General features: G+C 62.9%; 15 protein-coding genes and 2 pseudogenes. 9 read left to right on the top strand and 8 right to left on the bottom strand.

The window, feature by feature from the left end; translation table 11 throughout:
- Positions 1 to 373: 373 nt before the first annotated feature.
- The 3 genes from tyrS to IEW85_RS13880 all read right to left on the bottom strand — a co-directional run bounded on the left by tyrS (position 374) and on the right by IEW85_RS13880 (position 5175).
- Positions 374 to 1681: a tyrosine--tRNA ligase gene (gene tyrS, locus IEW85_RS13890; RefSeq protein ID WP_188686985.1), complete on the bottom strand. Its 1308-nt coding sequence runs from the start codon at positions 1679 to 1681 to the stop codon at positions 374 to 376.
- Positions 1682 to 1728: 47 nt separating this feature from the next.
- Positions 1729 to 4005: a HelD family protein gene (locus IEW85_RS13885; RefSeq protein WP_188686979.1), complete on the bottom strand. Its 2277-nt coding sequence runs from the start codon at positions 4003 to 4005 to the stop codon at positions 1729 to 1731.
- A gap of 99 nt (positions 4006 to 4104) precedes the next feature.
- Complete coding sequence (locus IEW85_RS13880; protein ID WP_188686976.1) at positions 4105 to 5175, bottom strand: GTP-binding protein; 1071 nt, start codon at positions 5173 to 5175, stop codon at positions 4105 to 4107.
- Between the two features lie 67 nt (positions 5176 to 5242).
- Here IEW85_RS13880 and ykgO point away from each other — a divergent pair, with 67 nt between their 5' ends.
- Positions 5243 to 5365 carry a type B 50S ribosomal protein L36 gene (ykgO, locus tag IEW85_RS13875; RefSeq protein WP_188686973.1) on the top strand — a complete coding sequence of 41 codons (123 nt, stop codon included), beginning with the start codon at positions 5243 to 5245 and terminating at the stop codon, positions 5363 to 5365.
- Positions 5366 to 5617: 252 nt separating this feature from the next.
- Positions 5618 to 7039 (top strand): hypothetical protein, encoded by a 1422-nt coding sequence (locus tag IEW85_RS13870; protein WP_229659058.1) that lies wholly within the window; start codon positions 5618 to 5620, stop codon positions 7037 to 7039.
- A gap of 268 nt (positions 7040 to 7307) precedes the next feature.
- Here the strand turns inward: IEW85_RS13870 and IEW85_RS13865 are convergent, their stop codons facing one another.
- Positions 7308 to 8480, bottom strand: coding sequence for a glycerate kinase (locus IEW85_RS13865; RefSeq protein WP_188686968.1), 1173 nt, complete (start codon positions 8478 to 8480; stop codon positions 7308 to 7310).
- 41 nt (positions 8481 to 8521) lie between these two features.
- Complete coding sequence (locus IEW85_RS13860; RefSeq protein ID WP_229659057.1) at positions 8522 to 10150, bottom strand: SLC13 family permease; 1629 nt, start codon at positions 10148 to 10150, stop codon at positions 8522 to 8524.
- Between the two features lie 108 nt (positions 10151 to 10258).
- On the opposite strand from IEW85_RS13860, the pseudogene IEW85_RS14605 reads away from it, so the two are divergent.
- From IEW85_RS14605 to IEW85_RS13850, 3 genes and pseudogenes are all read left to right on the top strand, one after another.
- A pseudogene (locus IEW85_RS14605) lies at positions 10259 to 10432 on the top strand (LysR family transcriptional regulator); the annotation flags it as partial.
- Positions 10433 to 10486: 54 nt separating this feature from the next.
- Positions 10487 to 11155 carry a LysR substrate-binding domain-containing protein gene (locus tag IEW85_RS13855; RefSeq protein WP_229659060.1) on the top strand — a complete coding sequence of 223 codons (669 nt, stop codon included), beginning with the start codon at positions 10487 to 10489 and terminating at the stop codon, positions 11153 to 11155.
- Positions 11156 to 11249: 94 nt separating this feature from the next.
- Positions 11250 to 12341 carry a tartrate dehydrogenase gene (locus IEW85_RS13850; RefSeq protein WP_188686963.1) on the top strand — a complete coding sequence of 364 codons (1092 nt, stop codon included), beginning with the start codon at positions 11250 to 11252 and terminating at the stop codon, positions 12339 to 12341.
- An 85-nt stretch (positions 12342 to 12426) separates the two neighbouring features.
- Here IEW85_RS13850 and IEW85_RS13845 read toward each other — a convergent pair whose 3' ends face one another.
- Positions 12427 to 12834, bottom strand: coding sequence for a DNA-3-methyladenine glycosylase (locus tag IEW85_RS13845; protein ID WP_268234686.1), 408 nt, complete (start codon positions 12832 to 12834; stop codon positions 12427 to 12429).
- Positions 12835 to 13006: 172 nt separating this feature from the next.
- On the opposite strand from IEW85_RS13845, the pseudogene IEW85_RS14785 reads away from it, so the two are divergent.
- The 4 genes and pseudogenes from IEW85_RS14785 to IEW85_RS13830 all read left to right on the top strand — a co-directional run.
- Positions 13007 to 13243: pseudogene (locus IEW85_RS14785) on the top strand (helix-turn-helix domain-containing protein); the annotation flags it as partial.
- 72 nt (positions 13244 to 13315) lie between these two features.
- Entirely contained in the window at positions 13316 to 14110 is a 795-nt protein-coding gene (locus IEW85_RS13840; protein WP_229659056.1) for a hypothetical protein, read from the top strand.
- 37 nt (positions 14111 to 14147) lie between these two features.
- Positions 14148 to 15026 carry a sigma factor gene (locus tag IEW85_RS13835; RefSeq protein WP_188686955.1) on the top strand — a complete coding sequence of 293 codons (879 nt, stop codon included), beginning with the start codon at positions 14148 to 14150 and terminating at the stop codon, positions 15024 to 15026.
- Entirely contained in the window at positions 15023 to 15808 is a 786-nt protein-coding gene (locus tag IEW85_RS13830; RefSeq protein WP_188686952.1) for a hypothetical protein, read from the top strand. The genes IEW85_RS13835 and IEW85_RS13830 overlap by 4 nt, the downstream gene beginning before the upstream one ends.
- Before the next feature lie 13 nt (positions 15809 to 15821).
- On the opposite strand, the gene IEW85_RS13825 is transcribed toward IEW85_RS13830, so the two are convergent.
- Together IEW85_RS13825 and IEW85_RS13820 are read right to left on the bottom strand one after the other, a co-directional pair.
- Complete coding sequence (locus IEW85_RS13825) at positions 15822 to 16319, bottom strand: 3'-5' exoribonuclease domain-containing protein (RefSeq protein WP_188686950.1); 498 nt, start codon at positions 16317 to 16319, stop codon at positions 15822 to 15824.
- 96 nt (positions 16320 to 16415) lie between these two features.
- The gene (locus IEW85_RS13820) at positions 16416 to 19211 is read right to left on the bottom strand and encodes a class I SAM-dependent DNA methyltransferase (protein ID WP_188686946.1); all 2796 of its coding nucleotides are present in this window, start codon (positions 19209 to 19211) and stop codon (positions 16416 to 16418) included.
- Positions 19212 to 19515 lie beyond the last annotated feature (304 nt).

Raw genomic sequence — 19515 nt, 5'->3', positions numbered from 1 at the left:
CCATCCTGACCAGCTCGTCAAATCAGCGTTTCCGCATGATCCTCAATCCGAACCAGCCGGCCGCATAACCTTACCAGACCATCCAGAGAAAACAAATCCCCTGTGTCCAGTCATGCAGGACCAGATATCTAATTTATAAGAAAGAACAAACGCAGCAAAACTGCCGCTTAATCGTACACCAGGAAAGCTGATCAGTCCGCATTCCGCTTTTCCGACCGGCCTGGCCTCTCAGCCATGCGCCCTGGGCACGGATGAATACTTTACACACTCGCTGAGGGCTCTGCAAACCCGATCTGCAGTGACCTCGGCCACTCCCCTGCCGATCTCTCAGACCGGCTCTGACCTGGGAAGACGAGGGCTTCTATGGAGGAGGTCATTCCCTCCGGGCCACGGCGAGATTCTTCTTGCCGCGGCGGACCAGGACGTACTCGCCGTGGAGCCATTCGCTGTCCTGGAGAACAGCTTCACCATCGGTGACCTTCTGGTTGTTCACCGATGCGCCGCCGTCCTTGATGGTTCGCCGAGCTTCACCATTGCTGCCCACCAGACCGGTGTCCACGAGCAGCTTCACCGCAGTCGCCTCAGCTGCCGGCACCTCTGCCGAGGGGACCTCTGCCGCCACCGACTTCAGCGTGGGCAGATCGATCTCACTGATCTCGCCCTTGCCGAAGAGCGCCTCGGAGGCTGCGATCACCTTGCGGGTCGCCTCCTCGCCGTGGACCAGTGAGGTCACATCCCAGGCGAGAGTCTTCTGAGCCTCACGGCGGAAGGGCTCGTTCTGCACTGCCTCGGCCAAAGCCTCGATCTCTTCGCGGCGGCGGAAGGTGAAGACTTTGAGCCGGTCGATCACATCAGCATCAGCCTGGTTGAGCCAGAACTGGTAGAAGGTGTAAGGCGAGCACAGCTCGGAGTCCAGCCAGATGGCGTTGCCCTCGGACTTGCCGAACTTGGTCCCGTCCGAGTTGGTGATCAGCGGGGTGCCCAGTGCATGCACGTGGCTGTTCTGCACGCGGCGCACCAGCTCGGTGCCCGAAGTGATGTTGCCCCACTGATCGGAGCCCCCGAACTGCAGGGAGCAGCCGTAGTCGCGGTACAGCTGCAGGTAGTCGTAGCCCTGCAGGATCTGGTAGCTGAACTCGGTGTAGGAGATGCCTTCCTCGGAGTTCAGGCGCTTGGCCACGATCTCCTTCTTGGTCATCGTGCCCACACGGAAGTACTTGCCGATGTCGCGCAGCATCTCCAGGGCGCCGACGCTCTGCCACCAGTCGAGGTTGTTGACCATGCGCGCAGCGTTGTCGCCCTCGAAGGAGATGTAGTGCTTGACCTGGTTCTGCAGACTCTCCACCCACCCGGAGATCATCTCCGCGGTGTTGAGCACACGCTCTCCGGTCTGACGGGGGTCACCGATCAGACCGGTGGCGCCGCCGACCAGGCCCAGGGGCTTATGGCCGGCCAGCTGCATGCGGCGCATGGTCAGCAGCTGGACCAGGTGGCCCAAGTGCAGGGAGGCCGCCGTGGGATCGAAGCCACAGTAGTAGGTGATCGGGTCCCCGGCCAGCGCCTCTTCCAAGGCATCCTCGTCCGTGGAGACGTGGACGAGTCCACGCCACTTGAGCTCCTGCCAGACGTTCTCGAAGCTCGGATCATTACGCTGGTCGTTCAGCGCGGGATTGCTCTGCACGGCATCCTCTCCACCATGATGTTTCTCGTCCACACCGGTACGTTACATCAGAACCCGGCGGGCAGCGGCTTGGACGCGACCACATGCAACGCATGCGTCGGACGGGTCAGCGCCACATAGAGGCTGCCGATCTTCCCGTGGGCCTCCTCCAGCAGATCGGCAGGCTCCACCAGGACCACGGCGTCGAACTCCAGGCCCTTGGCCTCCTCTGCAGAGAGCACCACCACGTCCTGGCTGAGCGATCCCGCTCCCCTGCCCACGCGGTCGCCGTGGAGCTCTGCCAGCTGATCGCGGACCTGCCCCACCAGCGGCTCGGGGACGATGGCGGCCACCAGGCCCTCGCCGATGCGCTTCTGCTCCGCGCCGACGGCGTCGCGGGCTGCACTGAGCAGCTGCTCAGCGTCGACCTGCTCGACGATGGGCTCGTAGTCGCCGTCGCGGACTGTGCGCAGAGAGGTGATCTCCAGGCCGTTGGCCCGGGCGATGCCCTCGGCCAGGTCCACGATGTTCCGCGGGGTGCGGTAGTTGACGGTGAGCTCCTCCACGCGCATCCGCTCCCCCACGAAGGGCTCCATGGCCGAGGCCCAGCTATGGGCCGCAGACGGGGAGGAGCCCTGCGCGATGTCTCCCACCACAGTGAAGGACTTCAGCGGGCAGCGGCGCATGAGCACGTGCCACTGCATGGGTGAGAGCTCCTGGGCCTCATCGACGACCACATGGCCGTATGTCCAGGTGCGGTCCACCTGAGCACGCTCCGAGGCCGAGAGGCTCGGACCGGACTCGTCGTTCATCGCGGCCACCGACTCGGCGTCGAGGAAGCCCTCGATGCCCATCTCCGCCAGCTGCGGGGTGGCGTTCTCCACGGCCTTCTGCGCGTTCTCCAGGTCCTTCTCCCGGGCGGCCTTCTGACGGGCCTCCTCACGGCCGGCGGTCTCATCGAGATCGCCCAGCAGCTCAGCGGCCTCATCCAGCAGCGCCACATCCGAGATGGTGAAGGGAGTCCCCTTCTCGCGGGCCAGCAGGTCGCGCTCCTGCCGCGTGAGCTGCGGAGCGACGTCGGCCAGGTACTGCGGCCTGGAGAAGAGGTCCTCCAGCAGGTTCTGCGGGGTCCGCGGCATCCAGCACATGTTCAGCAGCGTGCGGACCTGGCGGGACTGGCGCACATCCTCCACCAGATAAGAACGGTCGGCCTCATTGCCCTCGGAACGCTTCTCGACGATCTTCTCGAGCTTCTCCGCGATGTCCTTGACCACCACTTTGACGAAGGTGGAGCGGGCCTCATTATAGGGCTTGCCGGTGGCACGGGCACGCTCACGGCCACGGTTGATGATCGCTGGGGTGACGCTCACGCGGATCCCGTCGATGACGACGTCGCGCGGCTCAGCGATGGTGCGCTGACGGTGGGCCACCGCGTCGGCGATGATCTGGGTCCAGTCCAGCCGTCCCTTGATCTCATCGACGTTCGGGTCCTGCTCCTCGATCCCGCGCACGCCCGGATACAGCTCGGAGAGCGAAGACATGACCACGCCGGTCTCGCCCAGGGAGGGCAGCACACGATCGATATAGGACATGAACGTGGAGTTGGGCCCCACGATCAGCACACCGGCAGACTTCAGCCGCTCCCGGTGGCTGTAGAGCAGATAGGCCGCACGGTGCAGGGCCACGGCGGTCTTGCCGGTGCCCGGGCCGCCCTGGACCACCATGACCCCGGGGAGATCGGCACGGATGATGCGGTCCTGCTCGGCCTGGATGGTGGCGACGATGTCACCCATCTGGCCGGTGCGGCGCGCCTTGAGCGCAGCCAGCAGGGCGCCGTCGCCGTGGTTCTCGGTGTCCTCGTCCAACAGGTCCGCGTCCAGGACCTCGTCCTCCACACCTTGGACGTCCCGGCGCTTCAGCAGCAGATGACGACGCCGGCGCACACCCTGGCGCTCGAAGGCGGTGGCCTGATAGAAGACGCCGGCCTCGGGGGCGCGCCAGTCCAGCATCAGCCGCTGCTGGTGCTGGTCGGTCAGGCCGATGCGTCCGATGTAGCGGCATTCGCCGGAGTCCAGATCCAGGCGGCCGAAGACCAGGCGGTCGTCGACGGCGTTGAGCTGGGCCAGCCGGTCCTCATACATCGTGGCGAAGGCGTCACGCTCAGAGACGTTCTGCATGGTCCCCACGGCACCGCTGCCGCGGACCCGACTGAGCTGCTCCTCCTTCTCAGCGCGCAGCTCATCGAGCCTGCTGTACAGCAGACCGACATATTCGCGCTCTTCCTCAACTCCTCCCTCCAGCGGTGGGACGGGGACGTCGGAGGCGGCGATCGTGGTGTCACTCATCAAGCGGTGCGGCTCTCATGTCTGAAATCGGATGACCATAGAGTCTACCCCCGATCAGGTGAACGCGATATGACTTCCGGCCATCTGCCGGTGGCCCGATCATCCGCCGATGGTCCGCCATTCGGGGAAGGAATCGGGGAAGCTCGCCCAGAGCTCAGGGCCGGACGCCAGCTCAGCGTCCGTGAGGGCTGCGCGGTCCAGCCCCTGCCGCAAGGCTTCGACGTCCAGCCCCAGACCGATGAACGCCAGGTCCTGCCCGATGGCCAGCAGCTCGTCCGCCTCACCCAGCTGGTGGTCGAAGGCCAGCGGCGTCAGCGAGAACTGGGGTCCCACCTGGTCCCATTGGGCGGTGACGTGGGCGCGGGTGGCCAGACGACAGAAGCCCGCTGAGCGCAGCACCAGGCCGAATTCACCGCTCTCCAGCTGTTCGGTCAGCAGGTCGTGGAGCCGCCCGGGATGGAACGGCCGCAGCTGCTCATAGCGCAGCGCACCCACGGCCGCGCTCAGGAACTCCGGGGCGAAGTGGTCGTTGAGCAGATTGACCCAGCCCGCCCGGGTCTGTTCGGCGGAGTACGGCTCAGCGGCAACGATCCCCTGCCCCGCATCGTCCAGGCTCTGCTCCGGGTCCACCAGATCGAGCCTGGCCTGCGGGCTCAGATGGCTGATCAGCGCCATCACCAGGGAGAGCCGCTGGTGCGGAAGCTGCTGCCAGTTCACCAGCAGCACGGAGGAGGCGAACTCGATCTGGGTGACGATCAGCTCCGCACGAGAGCTGAAGTGCGCCACGCCCTCCTCTCCCTCCGCCGCAGAAAAGGGCAGCCGAACATAGTCCTGGCCCTCCAGATCGCCCAACAGGTGGGCGGCGTCGACCACGCAGATCAGGTCCTGCAGCCGGGTCTCCCCGCACGGGTCGGCAAGCTCAGCGACCACATCCATGGCAGGGATCTCCATGGGGTACTCCACCAGCATCCCCGCATGACCGGGCACGCGGCGCAGCAGATCCCGAGCCTGGTCCACCACGGCGGGGTTCTGCCGGACCCGATGGGCCGGGACCATCACGTGGCCGCGGCTGTGCGCCAGGCGCCGGGCGTACTCCTGCCGCTCGGAGACACAGGCCCCCACCACGGCCACTGCATCGACTCTTCCGGTTGGGCGGGCTTCCTCGGACATTCGTCACCTGTTCCTCGAATCGGTATGATCAGACGCTAATGCTACTCATTATCAACAGGAGGATGCCATGCAGGTGCGCAAATCGATCCGCTCGCTGAAGAACAAGCCTGGCTCGCAGGTGGTCCGTCGCCGAGGTAAGACCTATGTCATCAACAAGAAGAATCCGCGACTGAAGGCCCGGCAGGGCTGAAGCCGCCGGCGTCGCGAGATCCCGATGCCGACGACGGCGGCCTGCCGCCGAGGTGTGATCACATCGTGCCTCCATCTCACCGAAATCAACACCAGTTCCGGGCGTATCTGATCACACCCGCCACTGCGTCACTGAGGGCCCGCATCTCCACCGGGGAGATTCGGGCCCTCGGTGCATCCGCTGCACCCTCGCCCCGCATGTTATTGCGAACGATTTGCAGACTCTCATAACAGTATGGTGATAATGATTCTCATGAGAACTATGAGTCACTCCATCACCTCACTCGCCCTGATCTCCGCCTTCGCGCTGACCGCCTGCGCCGACGCAGGAGCCGAGGACGAGGAGAACACGGAAGGCACTGAGGGCACCCAGGAGACATCCGCCGCCGATCCCGGCGAGCGTGAGACCTTCGAAGAGGGCGGCCCCTCTCCGCGCCTGGCCATCACCTACGACGGTGGAGTCTCCGTGGTCGACGGCACGAGCCTGGAGAGCCTCGGGGATTTCGACGCCCAGGGCTTCCTGCGTGTGAATCCGGCCGGCGACGGCCGCCACTTCTTCCTCACCGAAGGCGAGTCCTTCCGCCTGCTCGACGCCGGCACCTGGGGCGAGCCGCATGGGGATCACAACCACTACTACTCCACCGACCCTCACCTGTCTGACCTCACCGTCGACGGTGACGCTCCGGCCCACGTGGTCTCCCACGAGGGGCTGGGCACCCTGTTCTTCGACGGCACCGGTGACTATCACTCCTTGGAGCTCGCGGACCTGGATGTTGAGGCCGAGAGCATCGAGACCGAGGCCTTCGAGAGCGAAGGCGCTCACCACGGCGTGGCACTGGTCGAGGAGGACGGATCGCGCTTCGAGACGCTGGAGGACCGCTCCGGAGCCCGCTTCCTCGATGCCGAAGGCGATGAGGTGGACCGCAGTGAGGAGTGCCCCGGTGTGCACGGTGAGGCAGCCGGCCCGGACGGCATGATCGCTGTCGGCTGCGAGGACGGCGTGCTCGTCTTCGACGGCGAATCCTTCGAGAAGATCGACTCCGGTGAGGAGTACTCCCGGATCGGCAACCTGTTCCCCGCTGAGGGATCCTCCATCTTCCTGGGTGACTACAACGAGGACGAGGACGGGGGCGAGATGACCGAGGTCGCCCTGGTGGATGCCGAGGCCGGCGAGATCACCACTGTGGACGTCGGATCCCCGTACAACTTCCGCAATCTTGCCCGCGGCCCCGAGGGAGAGGCCCTGGTGCTGACCGAGGACGGCCAGCTCCACGTGATCGATCCGGAGACCGGAGAACACACCGACCACCTGGACGTGGTCGAGGAGTGGACTGAGCCTGAGGAGTGGCAGGAGCCGCGCCCGGCCATCCGCGTGGTGGACGACGTCGCCTACATCACCGAGCCGGAGACTCAGGAGATCCACATGGTCGACCTGACCGAGCTCGAGGTCATCCAGAGTGCGGAGCTGGACTTCGTCCCCAATGAGATCGAACCGGTGGACGGCCGTCCCGTCGAGGGCGTCTCCGACGACTACGAAGAGGACGAAGCCGACGAGCATGATCACGAAGACCACGATCATGACGAGCACGACCACGACGAGGACGAGGACGACGCCGAGGGCGATCACAGTGACCACGATCATGACGAGGACGACCATGAGGACCACGACCACTGAGCCTTCTCAGGGGCGTGACCCCTCACAGTCTCGGGTTCTGCCAGGCCCGACACTTGCTGACCTCAGGTCAGTGAGACTCTTCTGGTAGGTGCGCGAGAGTGTTCCGCACTCTCAACAAGGTAGGTGGACGGCCCGGCCTGAGCAGCGACTCAGGCCGGGCCGTTTTCTGCGCTGTCTCCCTAACTCTAGGAGCTGAGGGGCGTACCACCCTGAGGAAAGGGAAGCGCAGGCGGGGCGGCGACAGACACCAAGACCGTGACACGGCTACCTACGACGATAGGTCGAAGGAGCTACGGCGGCCCCGCGTTGCGGCGGTAAACAACGAAGTGACGTGAGCGGCGGTCTGTTCAACCAAGTTGGCGGCTTCCTGCTGAAGCTCGCACAGACTAGCCGCCCCCGGGGCAATGGAGAAGGCTGCGGCGATTGAGGTGCGGCGACACTCCGCCACACGGAGCTGCACTCCCCCAGCAATGGCCACGACGACAGCACCTTCAGGAGCTCGGAGCGCAACAGCGTCAACCACTTTGCCGCCCAAGGACTGGTTGTCGAGCCGGCCCTCGCCGGTGAGCACAAGATCGGCGCCATCGAGCACCTCGGCGAGACCGATCGCGTCAGCCACCAGGGTCGCCCCAGGCACCACCTCAGCGTCCAGCAAGCTGACTAGGGCGACAGGAATGCCTCCGGCCGCCCCGAAACCTCTGCGTGTCCTCAGCTGACCAGCGTCTTCCCCGGAAGCCTCCGCCAAGATATCTGCCAGGTGGTGAAGACCCGCATCAAGCGCAGCGACGTCGCCATCATCGGCGCCCTTCTGCGGGCCGAAGACGGCGGCTGCCCCACGTGGACCGGTCAGCGGGTTGTCGACATCGGAAGCAATCCGCCAACGGACTTCTGAAGCACGGGGATGCAAATCCTCCAGGTTCACGCTGCTGACCACACTCAGCGCTCCGCCACCCGACGGCACCTTCCTGCCAGAGCTGTCCAGGAAGCAGCCACCCAGGGCCGTGATCATCCCGGTACCGCCGTCGGTGGTCGCTGAGCCTCCGATACACAGCAAGATCTCTTCGACTCCTATGTCGAGCACGTGGGACGCGATCTGCCCTACGCCACATGTGTCCGCGAGGCGGGGTTGCTGTGGCACATCGGCAACCCGAGGAAGCCCGATAGCCTCGGCTGCCTCGATAATGGCAGTGTGGCCGTCCGGGGAAAGCCCGTAGCGGGCGATGCACGGTCGACGGAGAGCGTCAACGGCCTCGACAGTGCGTACCGATTGCCCCCAAACCGCCATCAGAGCGTCCAGGGTGCCTTCTCCCCCATCCGCAAATGGTTGCTGAACAACCTCCGCTTCAGGCATGACTTGCCGAGCTCCCCTGGCCATCGCCATAGTCGCCTCAGCGCCAGTCAATGAGCCCTTGAACGAATCCGGCACGCACACAATCTTCATAGTCGAGTCCTCCGGCAAGCTCTGGCGCTTCCAGTTCTCACTTACGCCCCAATCCCCACCAGTCCGGCGGTCACAGGAAGCATCAACACCAGAATGAGGCCGCCCACAACATTGAGCCCTATCCCAGTCTTGATCATCTGAGTGATCGGCACGATTCCGGAGCCGTAGACAATAGCGTTCTGCGGTGTGGCGACAGGGAGCATGAAACCGAATGAGGCCCCCAGAGTGGCCGCCATGGCTGGGATCATCGGGTCGACTCCCGCTGCAGCAGCAAGGGGCAGCACAATCGGGACCACCACTGCCGCACTAGCGGTATTACTGGTGGTCTCCGAGATCATAAGAGCGAGGAAAGCCGCCAGCAGAGTGATGGCAAAGGGAGTACCCACTCCGAGCGTACCGAAGAGGTTCTCTCCGATCGTCTCAGCCAGCCCAGTACTGGAGAGCAGGCTGCCAAAGATCATCCCCGTACCAAAGAGGATGATGGTTCCCCAGTCGATCTTCGAAGCGTCAGACCAGTTCAGGGTCGACTGCCGCTTGCTCCAGTTGGTGGGAAGGATGAACAGCAGAGAGGCTCCGACTACGGCCACAACACCCTCATTGAGCCGGTCATCCAGAAATTCATATGTGGAACTGTCCATGCCTACGACGACCCCCGCAACGGAGGGAAGAAGCCACAGAGTCACTGTCAGAGCAAAGGCGATGATCGTGTTCCATTCCGCACGCGAGATGGATCCCTGCTCAGCGCGCCGCTCCGCGATGTATCCCTCCACTCCCTCAATGCGACGCACCTCAGGCTTGTTCACCAACAGCAGCACCAGCAGCAGCACGCCGAAGAGCACCAGGGACACAGGAGCAGCCGCACCGATCCACTGCGCAAAGGTGATGCGCTCCCCCGTGGCCTCTTCGATCAGTCCTCGCCCGATCAGATTCGGTGGGGCCCCCACGGGAGTCAGGAGTCCACCGACACCAGCACCGTAGGCAAGCATGAGCATCAAAGCTGTACCTACGCGCAGTCGCGTGGGATCGAAATCAGGCTTGACTAGCCCCTTCTCCTGCATCATCCGAGCGATGACAGCCAGAATCCCCAGTGCCGTAGGGAGCAACATGGCGACAGTAGCTGTGTTGGAGATCAGTGCTGACAGCAGTGCGGTGATGACACCGAAGGCCACGATGATGCGCACCGTGGATTTGCCGACCCCGGGCAGCGCCAAGACGAAGTACGCCAGCCGTTGTGCAACCCCGTGCTTGAGCATGGCCTGAGCAAGGATGAAGGCGCCGACGAAGGTGAAGATGGTCGGGGAGCCGAACGGAGCGAGGACATCACTCGCAGGGGCCACTCCCACCAGGACGATGGCTGACACTCCGATGAGGCCACCCACCGGAATGGGAACCGTCTCACAGAACCACAGGACGATCACCGCTGCGAGCACTGCCGCGAGACTCTGCTGGTGTGCCTCTATATCCAGCGGTACGCACCATACGGCGACAGCAGCCAACGGGGCCAGGACATAGCCAGAGGTGCGGCGTGCCTTCTCAAAACGCTCTTCCTGCGGAGAAAGCTTCTGTTCGGACAGGCTGCGGTAGGTCGCACCACCCATCAGTGCTTTATTGACGTCAGTACGGGGTGCCCGATCATCAGAAAAGGTCGTTCCGTCAGCCTCTGTGCTCACAATGCTCTCCTTTGCGTCATCAACACCCCCACCGTCTGGCAGTGACGCACGTCACGTCCAAGACCGTTTATCTTTGAGGGACATAAGCTGTACCTATAGGAGGGGCCTGTGGACGCTCGACTACTCTCATACTTTCTGGCAATCGTGGATCATGGCGGCTTCGGCAGAGCTGCGGAGGCCGTCCATGTGTCTCAGCCGTCCCTGTCCCAGGCCATCAAGCAGCTCGAACGAGACCTCGGCATCAGTTTGTTTCACCGAGTGGGCCGCGGAGTGGAACTCAGCGAACCGGGACGTCACCTTGTGGACCCGGCTCGGCAGGTCCTACGGGATCTAGATATGGCTCGCTCCGCAGTGCATTCCACCCGAGACCTCGAGCAGGGACAGGTGGATATCGCCGCCATGCCGTCCGCCGGCATCGAGCCCTTGACAACCTTGACCAGCCGGTTCAACCGCCACCATCCTGCGATGAGCATTTCCGTCAGCGGCGCTTTCACGCCGGAAGAGGTCACCGAGTCCGTTCGTTCCGGGCGGGCTGAAATCGGACTGCTCGGATCCGCCCAGACACCGCAGATCCCAGATCTCAGGTGCCTGCATCTGGGGCGACAGCCGCTGATCATGATTTCACCGCCCGGCAGCGAGGGACCCGGCACGATACGTCCGCAAGACTGGCCGGGTCTGAACATCGTGGCCTCCCCACGAGGAAGTCTCATGCGCCGTCTGGTGGACGAGGCCGTCAATACTGACACCGGAGCCCGCGTGGTGGCTGAAGTCGCCCACCGCACGTCACTTCTGCCCTTCGTCCTAGCCGGCCTGGGGCATGCGGTGATGCCCAGCTCCTGGAAGGAACTCGCAACGTCGAGCGGGTGCCGAGTGCGGCGGATCGAACCAGCGGTCTACCTCAACGTCTCCCTTCTCCATCGCAGACAGGGGCTCACACCTGGCGCGAAGGCGTACCTCTCCCTGGCCGAGGAGTTGGCCGGCGAAGAGACAGCCTTCCATAGGTAGTGTTTATCAGTTGGATTGGCACCAGAACTTGGACACGACTCGCGGTCATTGCGTCTACTGAATACAGAACGTCCCGACGAACCTGGAGCTTTCAATGACGACGCGCGACAACGAGACTAAGACCTTCACCATCGCTGCGATCCCCGCAGACGGCGTGGGACAGGAAGTGGTGGCTGCCGGCAGGCAGGTACTCGACACACTGGCTGATGTTTCCGGTGGGGCGTTCAACTTTGACTGGCGGGAGTACGACTGGGGAAGCGACTACTACGCACAACACGGCGTGATGATGCCGGAGGACGGCCCGGACCAGGTCAAAGACGCTGACGCCATCTATTTCGGTGCCGTGGGATGGCCGACGGTGCCAGACCACGTCAGCCTGTGGGGGCTGCGCCTGCGTCTGTGCCAGGGTTTCGATCAATGGGCCAACATCCGGCCAGTCAATTTTCTGCCCGGCATACAGAGCCCTCTGCGCAGAGCAGATGACACACATCTGGACTGGGTCGTGGTCCGCGAAAACTCGGAAGGCGAATATGCGGGTTTCGGTGGTCGCAACTTCAGCGGCCGCCCAGGACAAGGTCAGGTCGCCACTCAATCTGCGGTCTTCACCGAGGTCGGCTGTGAGCGCATTCTGCGCTTCGCTTTCGAACTGGCTCAGACGCGTCCAGGGAAGAAGGTCTCCAGCGTCACCAAGAGCAATGCTCAGCAGTACGGCATGGTGTTGTGGGACGAGGTCTTCGACCGGGTCGCCGCCGATTACCCAGACGTGGAAACTGAAAGCGTACTGGTCGACGCTATGTCGGCTAAGTTCATCCTCCACCCCGAAGATCTCGACGTCGTGGTCGCTTCCAACCTGAATGCAGACATCCTCTCGGACTTGGGAAGTGCCCTGGCAGGCAGCCTGGGGCTGGCGGCCAGCGCGAACCTCAACCCCGAACGGCGTTACCCCAGCATGTTCGAGCCGGTTCACGGCTCAGCCCCAGACATCGCCGGCCAGGGCCTCTGCAACCCGCTCGGAGCACTCGGCTCTGCCGCACTAATGCTGGACCACTTGGGCCTTCCAGATGAAGCGAAGCGCCTTCAACTGGCCATCGAGGACACATGTCGCCGGCGAGTCCTCACTCCTGACGTGGGAGGGGCAGCCACGACAGTGGACGTCACCAAGTCGGTCATCGACGCGCTGGCCTGATGAGGCGGACGGCCCGGCCTGAGCAGCGACTCAGGCCGGGCCGTTTTCTGCGCCGCGGCCGTGCTGCAGTGTTCAGCGGCCTACCTCAGCGACCCGGGACGTTCTTTCCCGGGCGGTAGGCCGAGACGCTGCGGTCGCCGTCGATCCACCAGCGCCACGGGAACTCTGCACTGCCCCCGACGCCGGAGACTCCCACCCGCGGCCCGCGGCGCAGCAGCTCGTGGCGCACCGGTTCAGCCGGCGGCTTCAGCGCGAAGGTGACCGGCTCAGCCGGCACTCCGACGGTCACCGGCTGGGCATCCATGCTCAGCTCGATACCCAGACCCTGACCCAGCCTCCCAGGCCCAGAGAGCAGCTGGATCCCAGTCTCCCTGCCGCCGCGGCGCTGCACGGCGAGATCGCGACCCTCCAGCACCTCGCCGGCCCGCAGCAGCACTCCCCCGGCAGTGCCTTCGGCGCCGCAGGCGAGGTTCAGGCAGCGGTGGATCCCGATAAACCAATAATCGAGACATACACAAGAAAAAGCCCCGGCGATGCTTGCAACATCCCGGGGCCCGGAGACCGCGGAGTAGGCGCGATCTCAATGCCTCCCAGTGTACTGGCACTGGGCAGCTTCTAGAAAGCACTGGGCGAGTCTCCGTTCACTTGAGTAAGGAGACTCGATATTGGCACCGCCCCGTGATTCCACCGCCAGCAACCGCCTGAACTCCTGGGCCCAAGCGGCGACTGGGACGATTCGCCTCTCCGGTAGTGCGACGGCTCTGCTGCTTCTGTTGGCCGATATGGGCAGCTGGCGCGATGAGGACGGCGGCTGGGTTACCTGGCCGCACGTTAAGACCCTCGCCCGGAAGCTCAACCGCTCCCCTCGCACTGTTCAGAACGGGCTTCGCGAGCTCGAAAGCCACGGACTGATCGCACGCGTACTTCAGCACGCCGAGCATGGCGGAGTAATCAGCAACCGCATCGTCTTCAACGTGGCCCGGGTCGAGTTCGACGGTATACGCGTGGGGCGTTTCCCTGAGGAGCGCAAGGAACTTCACCCCCTCATGCAAGAGGCTGCACCCCCTGGTGAAAGTTCCTGCACCACCCCACGTCAGAACCTGCACCCCTCGCGCGCGGAGAACAGCGTTCACGCGCCCGTCTTGAATCCCCTAGAGAACCCCTCTTCATCCTCCTCAGTCCCCGAGCAGGGCACCTCCGCGCTGGTTGATTTCGAGGAGGAGGAGCCACAGCTCTACGAGGCCGAGGCAGAGCCAGCCGCAAGCGGCGGCACTGCCGAGGTCGCCACTCTCCGCCACCGGGGCATAGCCCTTCCCCGGCTTCGCCACGATGTCGACCAGCTCATCCGTGAGCACCCCGGCTCCGGACTGACCGAAGATGCGTTGGCGGATGAGCCTCTGCAAGCCCTAGTGGAGTCGATCTGCGCTGACCCGGACCTCACCGGCCCGGTGAAAATCCCAGAGCGCCTGGTAGCCAGCTACCTCGCCCATTCCCCCGATAAGTGCCTCACCTGGCTGCAGCAGAGCACCGGAACCAGCCCTGCCGACACGGCAAAGCGACCGAACCTCTGCGTCTTCGCCGAGCATGCCCACCGCGGGTTCCGAGACGGCAACTGCCCGGACTGCAAAGCCCAAGACGGCATCCCCTCCCGCGTCACCGAGGCCGAATACGCCGCTCTCGATGAAAGACGACAGCGCCGCGTAGATGAGCGCCGCGCCGCCGGACAGACAGCTATCGTTCCGACCCCCTCTGAGCAGAGCGCCGCTTAAGCACTGATCCAACCTTCGACGTTAGGAGCAACGCACCATGACGGCAGCACTCACTGATCGGTCCGTCCTCGAAGAAGCTCAGTTCGACCAGGAGTACGCAGAGGCGCTGATCTCCATGCGGAACTCACTCAAAAGCATCGCTGCAGACGTGCTTCGCAAACCCTTCGGGGACCCTCTGACCGAGGACGCTGCCGGCCATGCGACCGAGGCCATCTGGAAGGAACGCCACCGCTACAACCCGCGGAAGGGCCCCATGTGGTCCTACATCAAGATGGTTGGGAAGAGTCGGATGATCGACTGGGCCAGGAGAAATAGGAAGGTTCAGTGGCTCCATGTCACGGACGACCTCAACGCGGCTGAGCAACAAGCCTTCGACCCGACGCGAGTAGAAGAGCCCCGGTATCGCCCTCTTCTGGAAGCCTCGTGGGAGGAAACCCGCACCTACGTGAATCAGTTGCTCCCCCTGTTGGAACCGCTCTTCGGCAAACGGCGATTCTCTTTCGTCTTGCGCTACCTCCTGAGCGAGGAGGAACGTACTGCCACGTCGTTCATCCAACAGTTCGCTCATCAAAGCGATTCACAGTTCCGCACCGATCTACGCATGTTCAAGCTCTACTGCGATGTCGTACGTGCCGCGGATGCGCTCTCACGTCAACCGCTGACAGGGCTGAACGACTGGGATTTGGTGCAGCTGCTCCCTCCCAAGAGCCCCGGAATGCCTTTACACCGTGTAGAGGTGCGGGCCTGCCTATCCACACAGCATCGCCGATGGAACGACGTGCGCTTCGAAGAGATCGAAGGAGTCACAGGCTATAGCTTCAACTCAGCTCGGCAGTTCCACACTCGCATCGCACGCATGTTCCACGTCGGGCATGCCCGCCTAGCTCAGAACGTCGTCGAGAGGCCAGCCGAATGACCAAGCCCCGCCCGCAAGCTCCGGCCCGTCAGTGCCTGGAATGCCAGATCAACCTGCCCGAAGGCTCCCATCCACGACGCAAATACTGTTCAGAACGGTGCGCAGAGCGCGTGAAGAAGCGTCGTCATCGCCAGCGGCAAGGGCACCGGACCCAGACCGCTCGCCTCTACGCAGAGCTGGCTGAGGCACGTGCGATGCAGGAACAACACCGAGCTGAGGCCGCCCAGGCAAGAGCCGAGGCTGACCGAGAGCGTCGTAAACGTATGGATGCCGACATTCAGCGCAATGCGGTGCGGAAGGACAACAAACGCGCTAGGGAGACTGTCGGCCAGAAACTCAAGGAAGTGCACTACCGATTAGCTGCGCGAGAGGCGCAGCAGCTAGAGCAATTCACGGGATCAGCAGAGTTCAAGAAGCTCAGCCGGGTGAACGCCCAACTCCGTGAGGAGATAGCCCACCGTGACGAAGTGGTGCGCCGCCACGTTCGTCAACGCGAAGAGGATCAGCGGATCAACCATGAGCTGCGGACGAAGCTGGACCAATACATCGCGGTGGCTCAGCGGATGCAGATCAAGGGCGAAGCCATGTTCACCGTATTCACCCACTGGAACCAGGTTATGGCTTGGTTCTTCGACCACACGCAGGGCATCGTCGAAACTGAGGAAGAAGCTGAATGGCTGAGGTTCTGGTCATACATGCACCAGCATCAGTCCCACATCTTCCGCAACGGATACATGGAGACCTCCCTTGACGACGAGTGGGGCGCCTCGAACGAGACCTGACCCGCAATTTAGATCACGGCGTCCGGAGAAATGGCGCGACAATGTCGAAGGTCTCTTTGGTCCGCCAGGCATCCTCGATGGCGCTGTGGTTGACGACGAAGATCGGCAAGCGGCGGAAGACGCTGCGGGGTAGGTTGATGTACTCGATGACCGCCCGGAGGTCGTGAGTAAAATCCGGGAGCCAGTCCGGTGAGGGGATACCGCCGTAGAGCTTGCTCAGGCAGGTGTGGTCCCAGGAGGAGAACCAGCCCCACAGCTCGGGGCGTTCATTGTCTTCGGTGAGGAACATGAACAGCTCGTCTGCGATGGTGCTGCGTTGCTTCCACTCGTCCTGCGGCGGGAGGTGCCGGACGACATTATCCATGAGCCAGCCGTTCTGGCTGATCCGGTCCCAGTCGGCTTCTGCGGAGACAGCTTCGTAGGTGCGTCCGTCCTCTGCGACGACTCCGATGCTGATGAGGTCGTAGCCGGTGGCGGTCTGGTCGAACTCGGTGTCATAGAAGTAGCGCATAGCGTTATTCCTCCCTGACTGTCTTTCATCGACCATGCCGGCCTATGTGCATCCGTGCCCAGCTGGCCTAAGGACAGGCGCTCTCAAAACCGCGTTCTAGGTGATGAGCCCGCGATCTTCGAAATCTCGGTATCGCCGTAGGAGCAGTTCCAGACGCTCGGTGTTATCGCTCAGTCGGCGGTTAGAGCCGAAGGCCCTATCCACAATGACGTCCAGGCCCCGGTGCGCTGAGCGTAGGACATCAGGCATGGCGAAAGCATCGTAGAGGTCGGCCAGGGTCGCGTCCGAAAACTGACCTCGTGCGTCGCTCACGGTGGCCCACGCAGATGCAAGCTGGTCCTGGAGGGAATCGTCGAGATATGGCCATGGGATCGGGAAGTAGGAAAGCCCCGGGGAAAAGGAGTAGTCGGATTTGAGCCTGCCCGCGAAGACTTCTACCCAAGCCATGAACATGGATGACTGCAATAGAGCTGCGTGCCAAGGCTTGGCGTCAGGGAAGACGATCAGCTTGTTACCAGCCACAACGTCCGGGCTGTAAAGGCGTCCGGGGATCCATTCGCGGTTCTCGGATGAGACTTCCGGCAGGGCAAAGTAGTCAGTTTCCGGCTGTCGGTCCTGCGTGAAGAGTCGCGGGTTGCCAAACTCTCGGACAGAGTCGGTCTTCGATTTGGCACGCTCCCGCTCCACCCCCGCGATTCGTTCCCGCAGCACCTTTGAGTTCCGAAGATCACGGGGATCGGCATCTTTGAGCCACAGACACCAACGACGTTCATGTTCCTGAAGCATGTCGCGACCCTGGACGAAGCGCTTCAAGTAAGGCAGGGCGCTGGAGTCTGCGGCAACCTCGTCGTACTGGTCTTCGTTGACGAGTAAGAATTTGCCGTCTGTGGGCTGGCTGCCTTTGTGCGAGGTGGGCATGCCTTCCACCAGGGGCCTGCGTAGCTTCACGGGGACGATGTTGGGCCCGTCGGCAAGGTAGAAGTTCAGGCGCTTGACGAGCTTCTCCTGCGGTTCGGCGTTGATGTTCTCGTAGGTGAACAGTCGGCGTCGTCGCCCGGGGCGGGTCCTGTGTGAAAAACCGATGATGACGCAGTGCACAGACGCCGCGCCAGGGGCTTCGGAGGTCCATTTGAACGTCTGGTGGCCGAAGTCGACTTCGTACCCGTTGCGCTCCAGCAACGGGACCATGGTGCGCGCCTGCTCACCCTGGGTGATGGAGTTGGTTGAAACGAACGCTGCTCGGGCGCCAGGAACGTCGTTGAGGTAGTGCATGGTTTTGGCGTACCAACAGGCCACGTAGTCCAGCCGTCCGGGGCGGAGGCCCTTGCTGTCGATGAGGGCGAAGACTTGCCGGTTGTCCTCTTGCTGGTCTTTGCTCATGCCGTTCATTCCTATGAACGGTGGGTTCCCGAGCACGTACAGACTGTCGGTGGGCTCAATGAGATGAGCCCAGTCCATCCGGAGGGCGTTGCCGGAATGGATCGTCTCGACCTTATCCAGAGGCAGGAGTTCGGGGGCTGCACCGAGGCGGGCCTGCATCTCTTGGTTTGCCTGATGCTCCACCAGGTGCAGTGCGGTGGCCGCAATGCGGGCGGGCCAGTCCTCAATCTCAATCCCGTGGAAGTTCCTGATACGCACGCTGACCTGCTCCCCCATGAAGAAGAGCCCTTCGTCGAGAGCAGAGGCTGACTTCCTGTCAGCTTCAAGCTCCTGGATCCGTTCGATGATGCGCAGCTCTAGTGCGCGCATCTCCCGGTAGGCGATGATCAGGAAGTTTCCGCATCCACACGCCGGGTCGAAGAACTGCATCTGCCCCAGCCGCTCCCGCAGGTTCCGCAGCCCCCGCACCGAGTCCCTCTTAGCTTCGAACTCCTCAATGAGCTCGTCGAGGAACATCGGATTGATGACGCGGAGAATGTTCCGTTCGGTGGTGTAGTGCGCGCCCAGGGAACGGCGTGCGGCCTTGTCTTTCACGGCTTGGAACAGAGAGCCGAAAATCGCTGGGCTGATCGCTGACCAGTTGAAGTAGCAGGCTTCGATAAGCCGACGGCGCATGTCAGCGTCGAAGAAGGGAATGGCTACGTCTTCTTCAAAGAGCCCGCCGTTGACGTAGGGGAAGCGTGCCAGCAGTCCGGTCAGGTTTTTCGGCCGTCGCTCGGCCGGTGTCTTCAACATCTGGAAGAGCTGGGCGATCATCGGGCCAAGGTCGTTACCGGACTCCTCGGTGCGATTCTCCAGGAACTCCAGGAACAGGTCACGCTCTCCCCACAGGGCGGTGTCATCCGCGTAAAGCATGAACAGACACCGCACCATGAACACGGAAGAGGCGTGCTCGTCATACCCGGATTCCGCCAAGCCCTCGTATAGGGAAGCCATCAGCTGCGCAGCCTTGATGGAAGCTGCTTCACGCTCCTCGAAAGAGAGCACCCGTTGCCCGTATCCGGCCAAGAATGCCAGCTTGTCAGCATGGTCCCGGAGGCTCTCGATAGGCCACTCGACGGCCTCAGTGTCTGATCCCTCTTTGAGGTTCAGCAGACGGAAGGTCTTGAAGTCACTGGTGAGGACCCAGTCGGGGAACTCTGCATCAGGCAGGTCGTTGAGATAATCGAGTGCCTGGGCCTCAGCTTGGGCCAGGTCTTCACCGGCGGACTTCATCTCGATAGCAAGGATGCCGGGGACTAGAGCGTCGATGTATCCCTGCCGGCCAGTGGAGCTTCGTTTGGCACGACGTTCGTAAAGGGCCGCACGCGAGCTCGTGAGCCCGTAGACGGTAAGGAGGTCGCGGACGAACATCTGCGCTTCCTGGCGCTCGTCCCCTGCTGCGTCCTTCCAATCCAAGATGAATCGGTCTGACTGCCGGTAGATCTCTTCGAAGCTCCGCGCCTTCTCCATGCCGCTCAGCTTATATCCAGGCTAGGACGTGCAATCGGAACATGACGTCCCGGGGACGAGATGTCCCCTGCTTTGCACCTTGGTGCCACAGGTGTGGAGCAATATTCAGGGTTGGTAGCTCTTCATGGATTCTGAACCGGCTTCTCGGACTCGGAGCAACTCTTGGTCCTTGGTGCTCTGAACCGTCCTGGATTTAGTTCCGGGGTTCTGTAGCAAGAGATTCCCCTCGCTGGTGTTCATAGTAGGCGTCTTCGACCTCGGCAGGTGTCTGCTGACCGAGGTGCTCGTGCAGCCGGGTGGTGTT

The organism is Nesterenkonia cremea (assembly GCF_014642675.1).
Classification (GTDB): Bacteria; Actinomycetota; Actinomycetes; order Actinomycetales; family Micrococcaceae; genus Nesterenkonia; species Nesterenkonia cremea.
The sequence above is the reverse complement of the archived record's forward strand: the minus strand, read 5'-3'. Positions and strand labels throughout refer to the sequence as shown.

Coding starts and splice junctions, on each gene's coding strand:
- IEW85_RS13855 (WP_229659060.1), top strand. CDS start 10,487: ATGGCTCGCTCCGCAGTGCATTCCACCCGAGACCTCGAGCAGGGACAG.
- IEW85_RS13880 (WP_188686976.1), bottom strand. CDS start 5,175: ATGTCCGAGGAAGCCCGCCCAACCGGAAGAGTCGATGCAGTGGCCGTG.
- IEW85_RS13825 (WP_188686950.1), bottom strand. CDS start 16,319: ATGCGCTACTTCTATGACACCGAGTTCGACCAGACCGCCACCGGCTAC.
- IEW85_RS13865 (WP_188686968.1), bottom strand. CDS start 8,480: ATGAAGATTGTGTGCGTGCCGGATTCGTTCAAGGGCTCATTGACTGGC.
- IEW85_RS13830 (WP_188686952.1), top strand. CDS start 15,023: ATGACCAAGCCCCGCCCGCAAGCTCCGGCCCGTCAGTGCCTGGAATGC.
- IEW85_RS13835 (WP_188686955.1), top strand. CDS start 14,148: ATGACGGCAGCACTCACTGATCGGTCCGTCCTCGAAGAAGCTCAGTTC.
- ykgO (WP_188686973.1), top strand. CDS start 5,243: ATGCAGGTGCGCAAATCGATCCGCTCGCTGAAGAACAAGCCTGGCTCG.
- IEW85_RS13820 (WP_188686946.1), bottom strand. CDS start 19,211: ATGGAGAAGGCGCGGAGCTTCGAAGAGATCTACCGGCAGTCAGACCGA.
- IEW85_RS13850 (WP_188686963.1), top strand. CDS start 11,250: ATGACGACGCGCGACAACGAGACTAAGACCTTCACCATCGCTGCGATC.
- IEW85_RS13870 (WP_229659058.1), top strand. CDS start 5,618: ATGAGAACTATGAGTCACTCCATCACCTCACTCGCCCTGATCTCCGCC.
- IEW85_RS13885 (WP_188686979.1), bottom strand. CDS start 4,005: ATGAGTGACACCACGATCGCCGCCTCCGACGTCCCCGTCCCACCGCTG.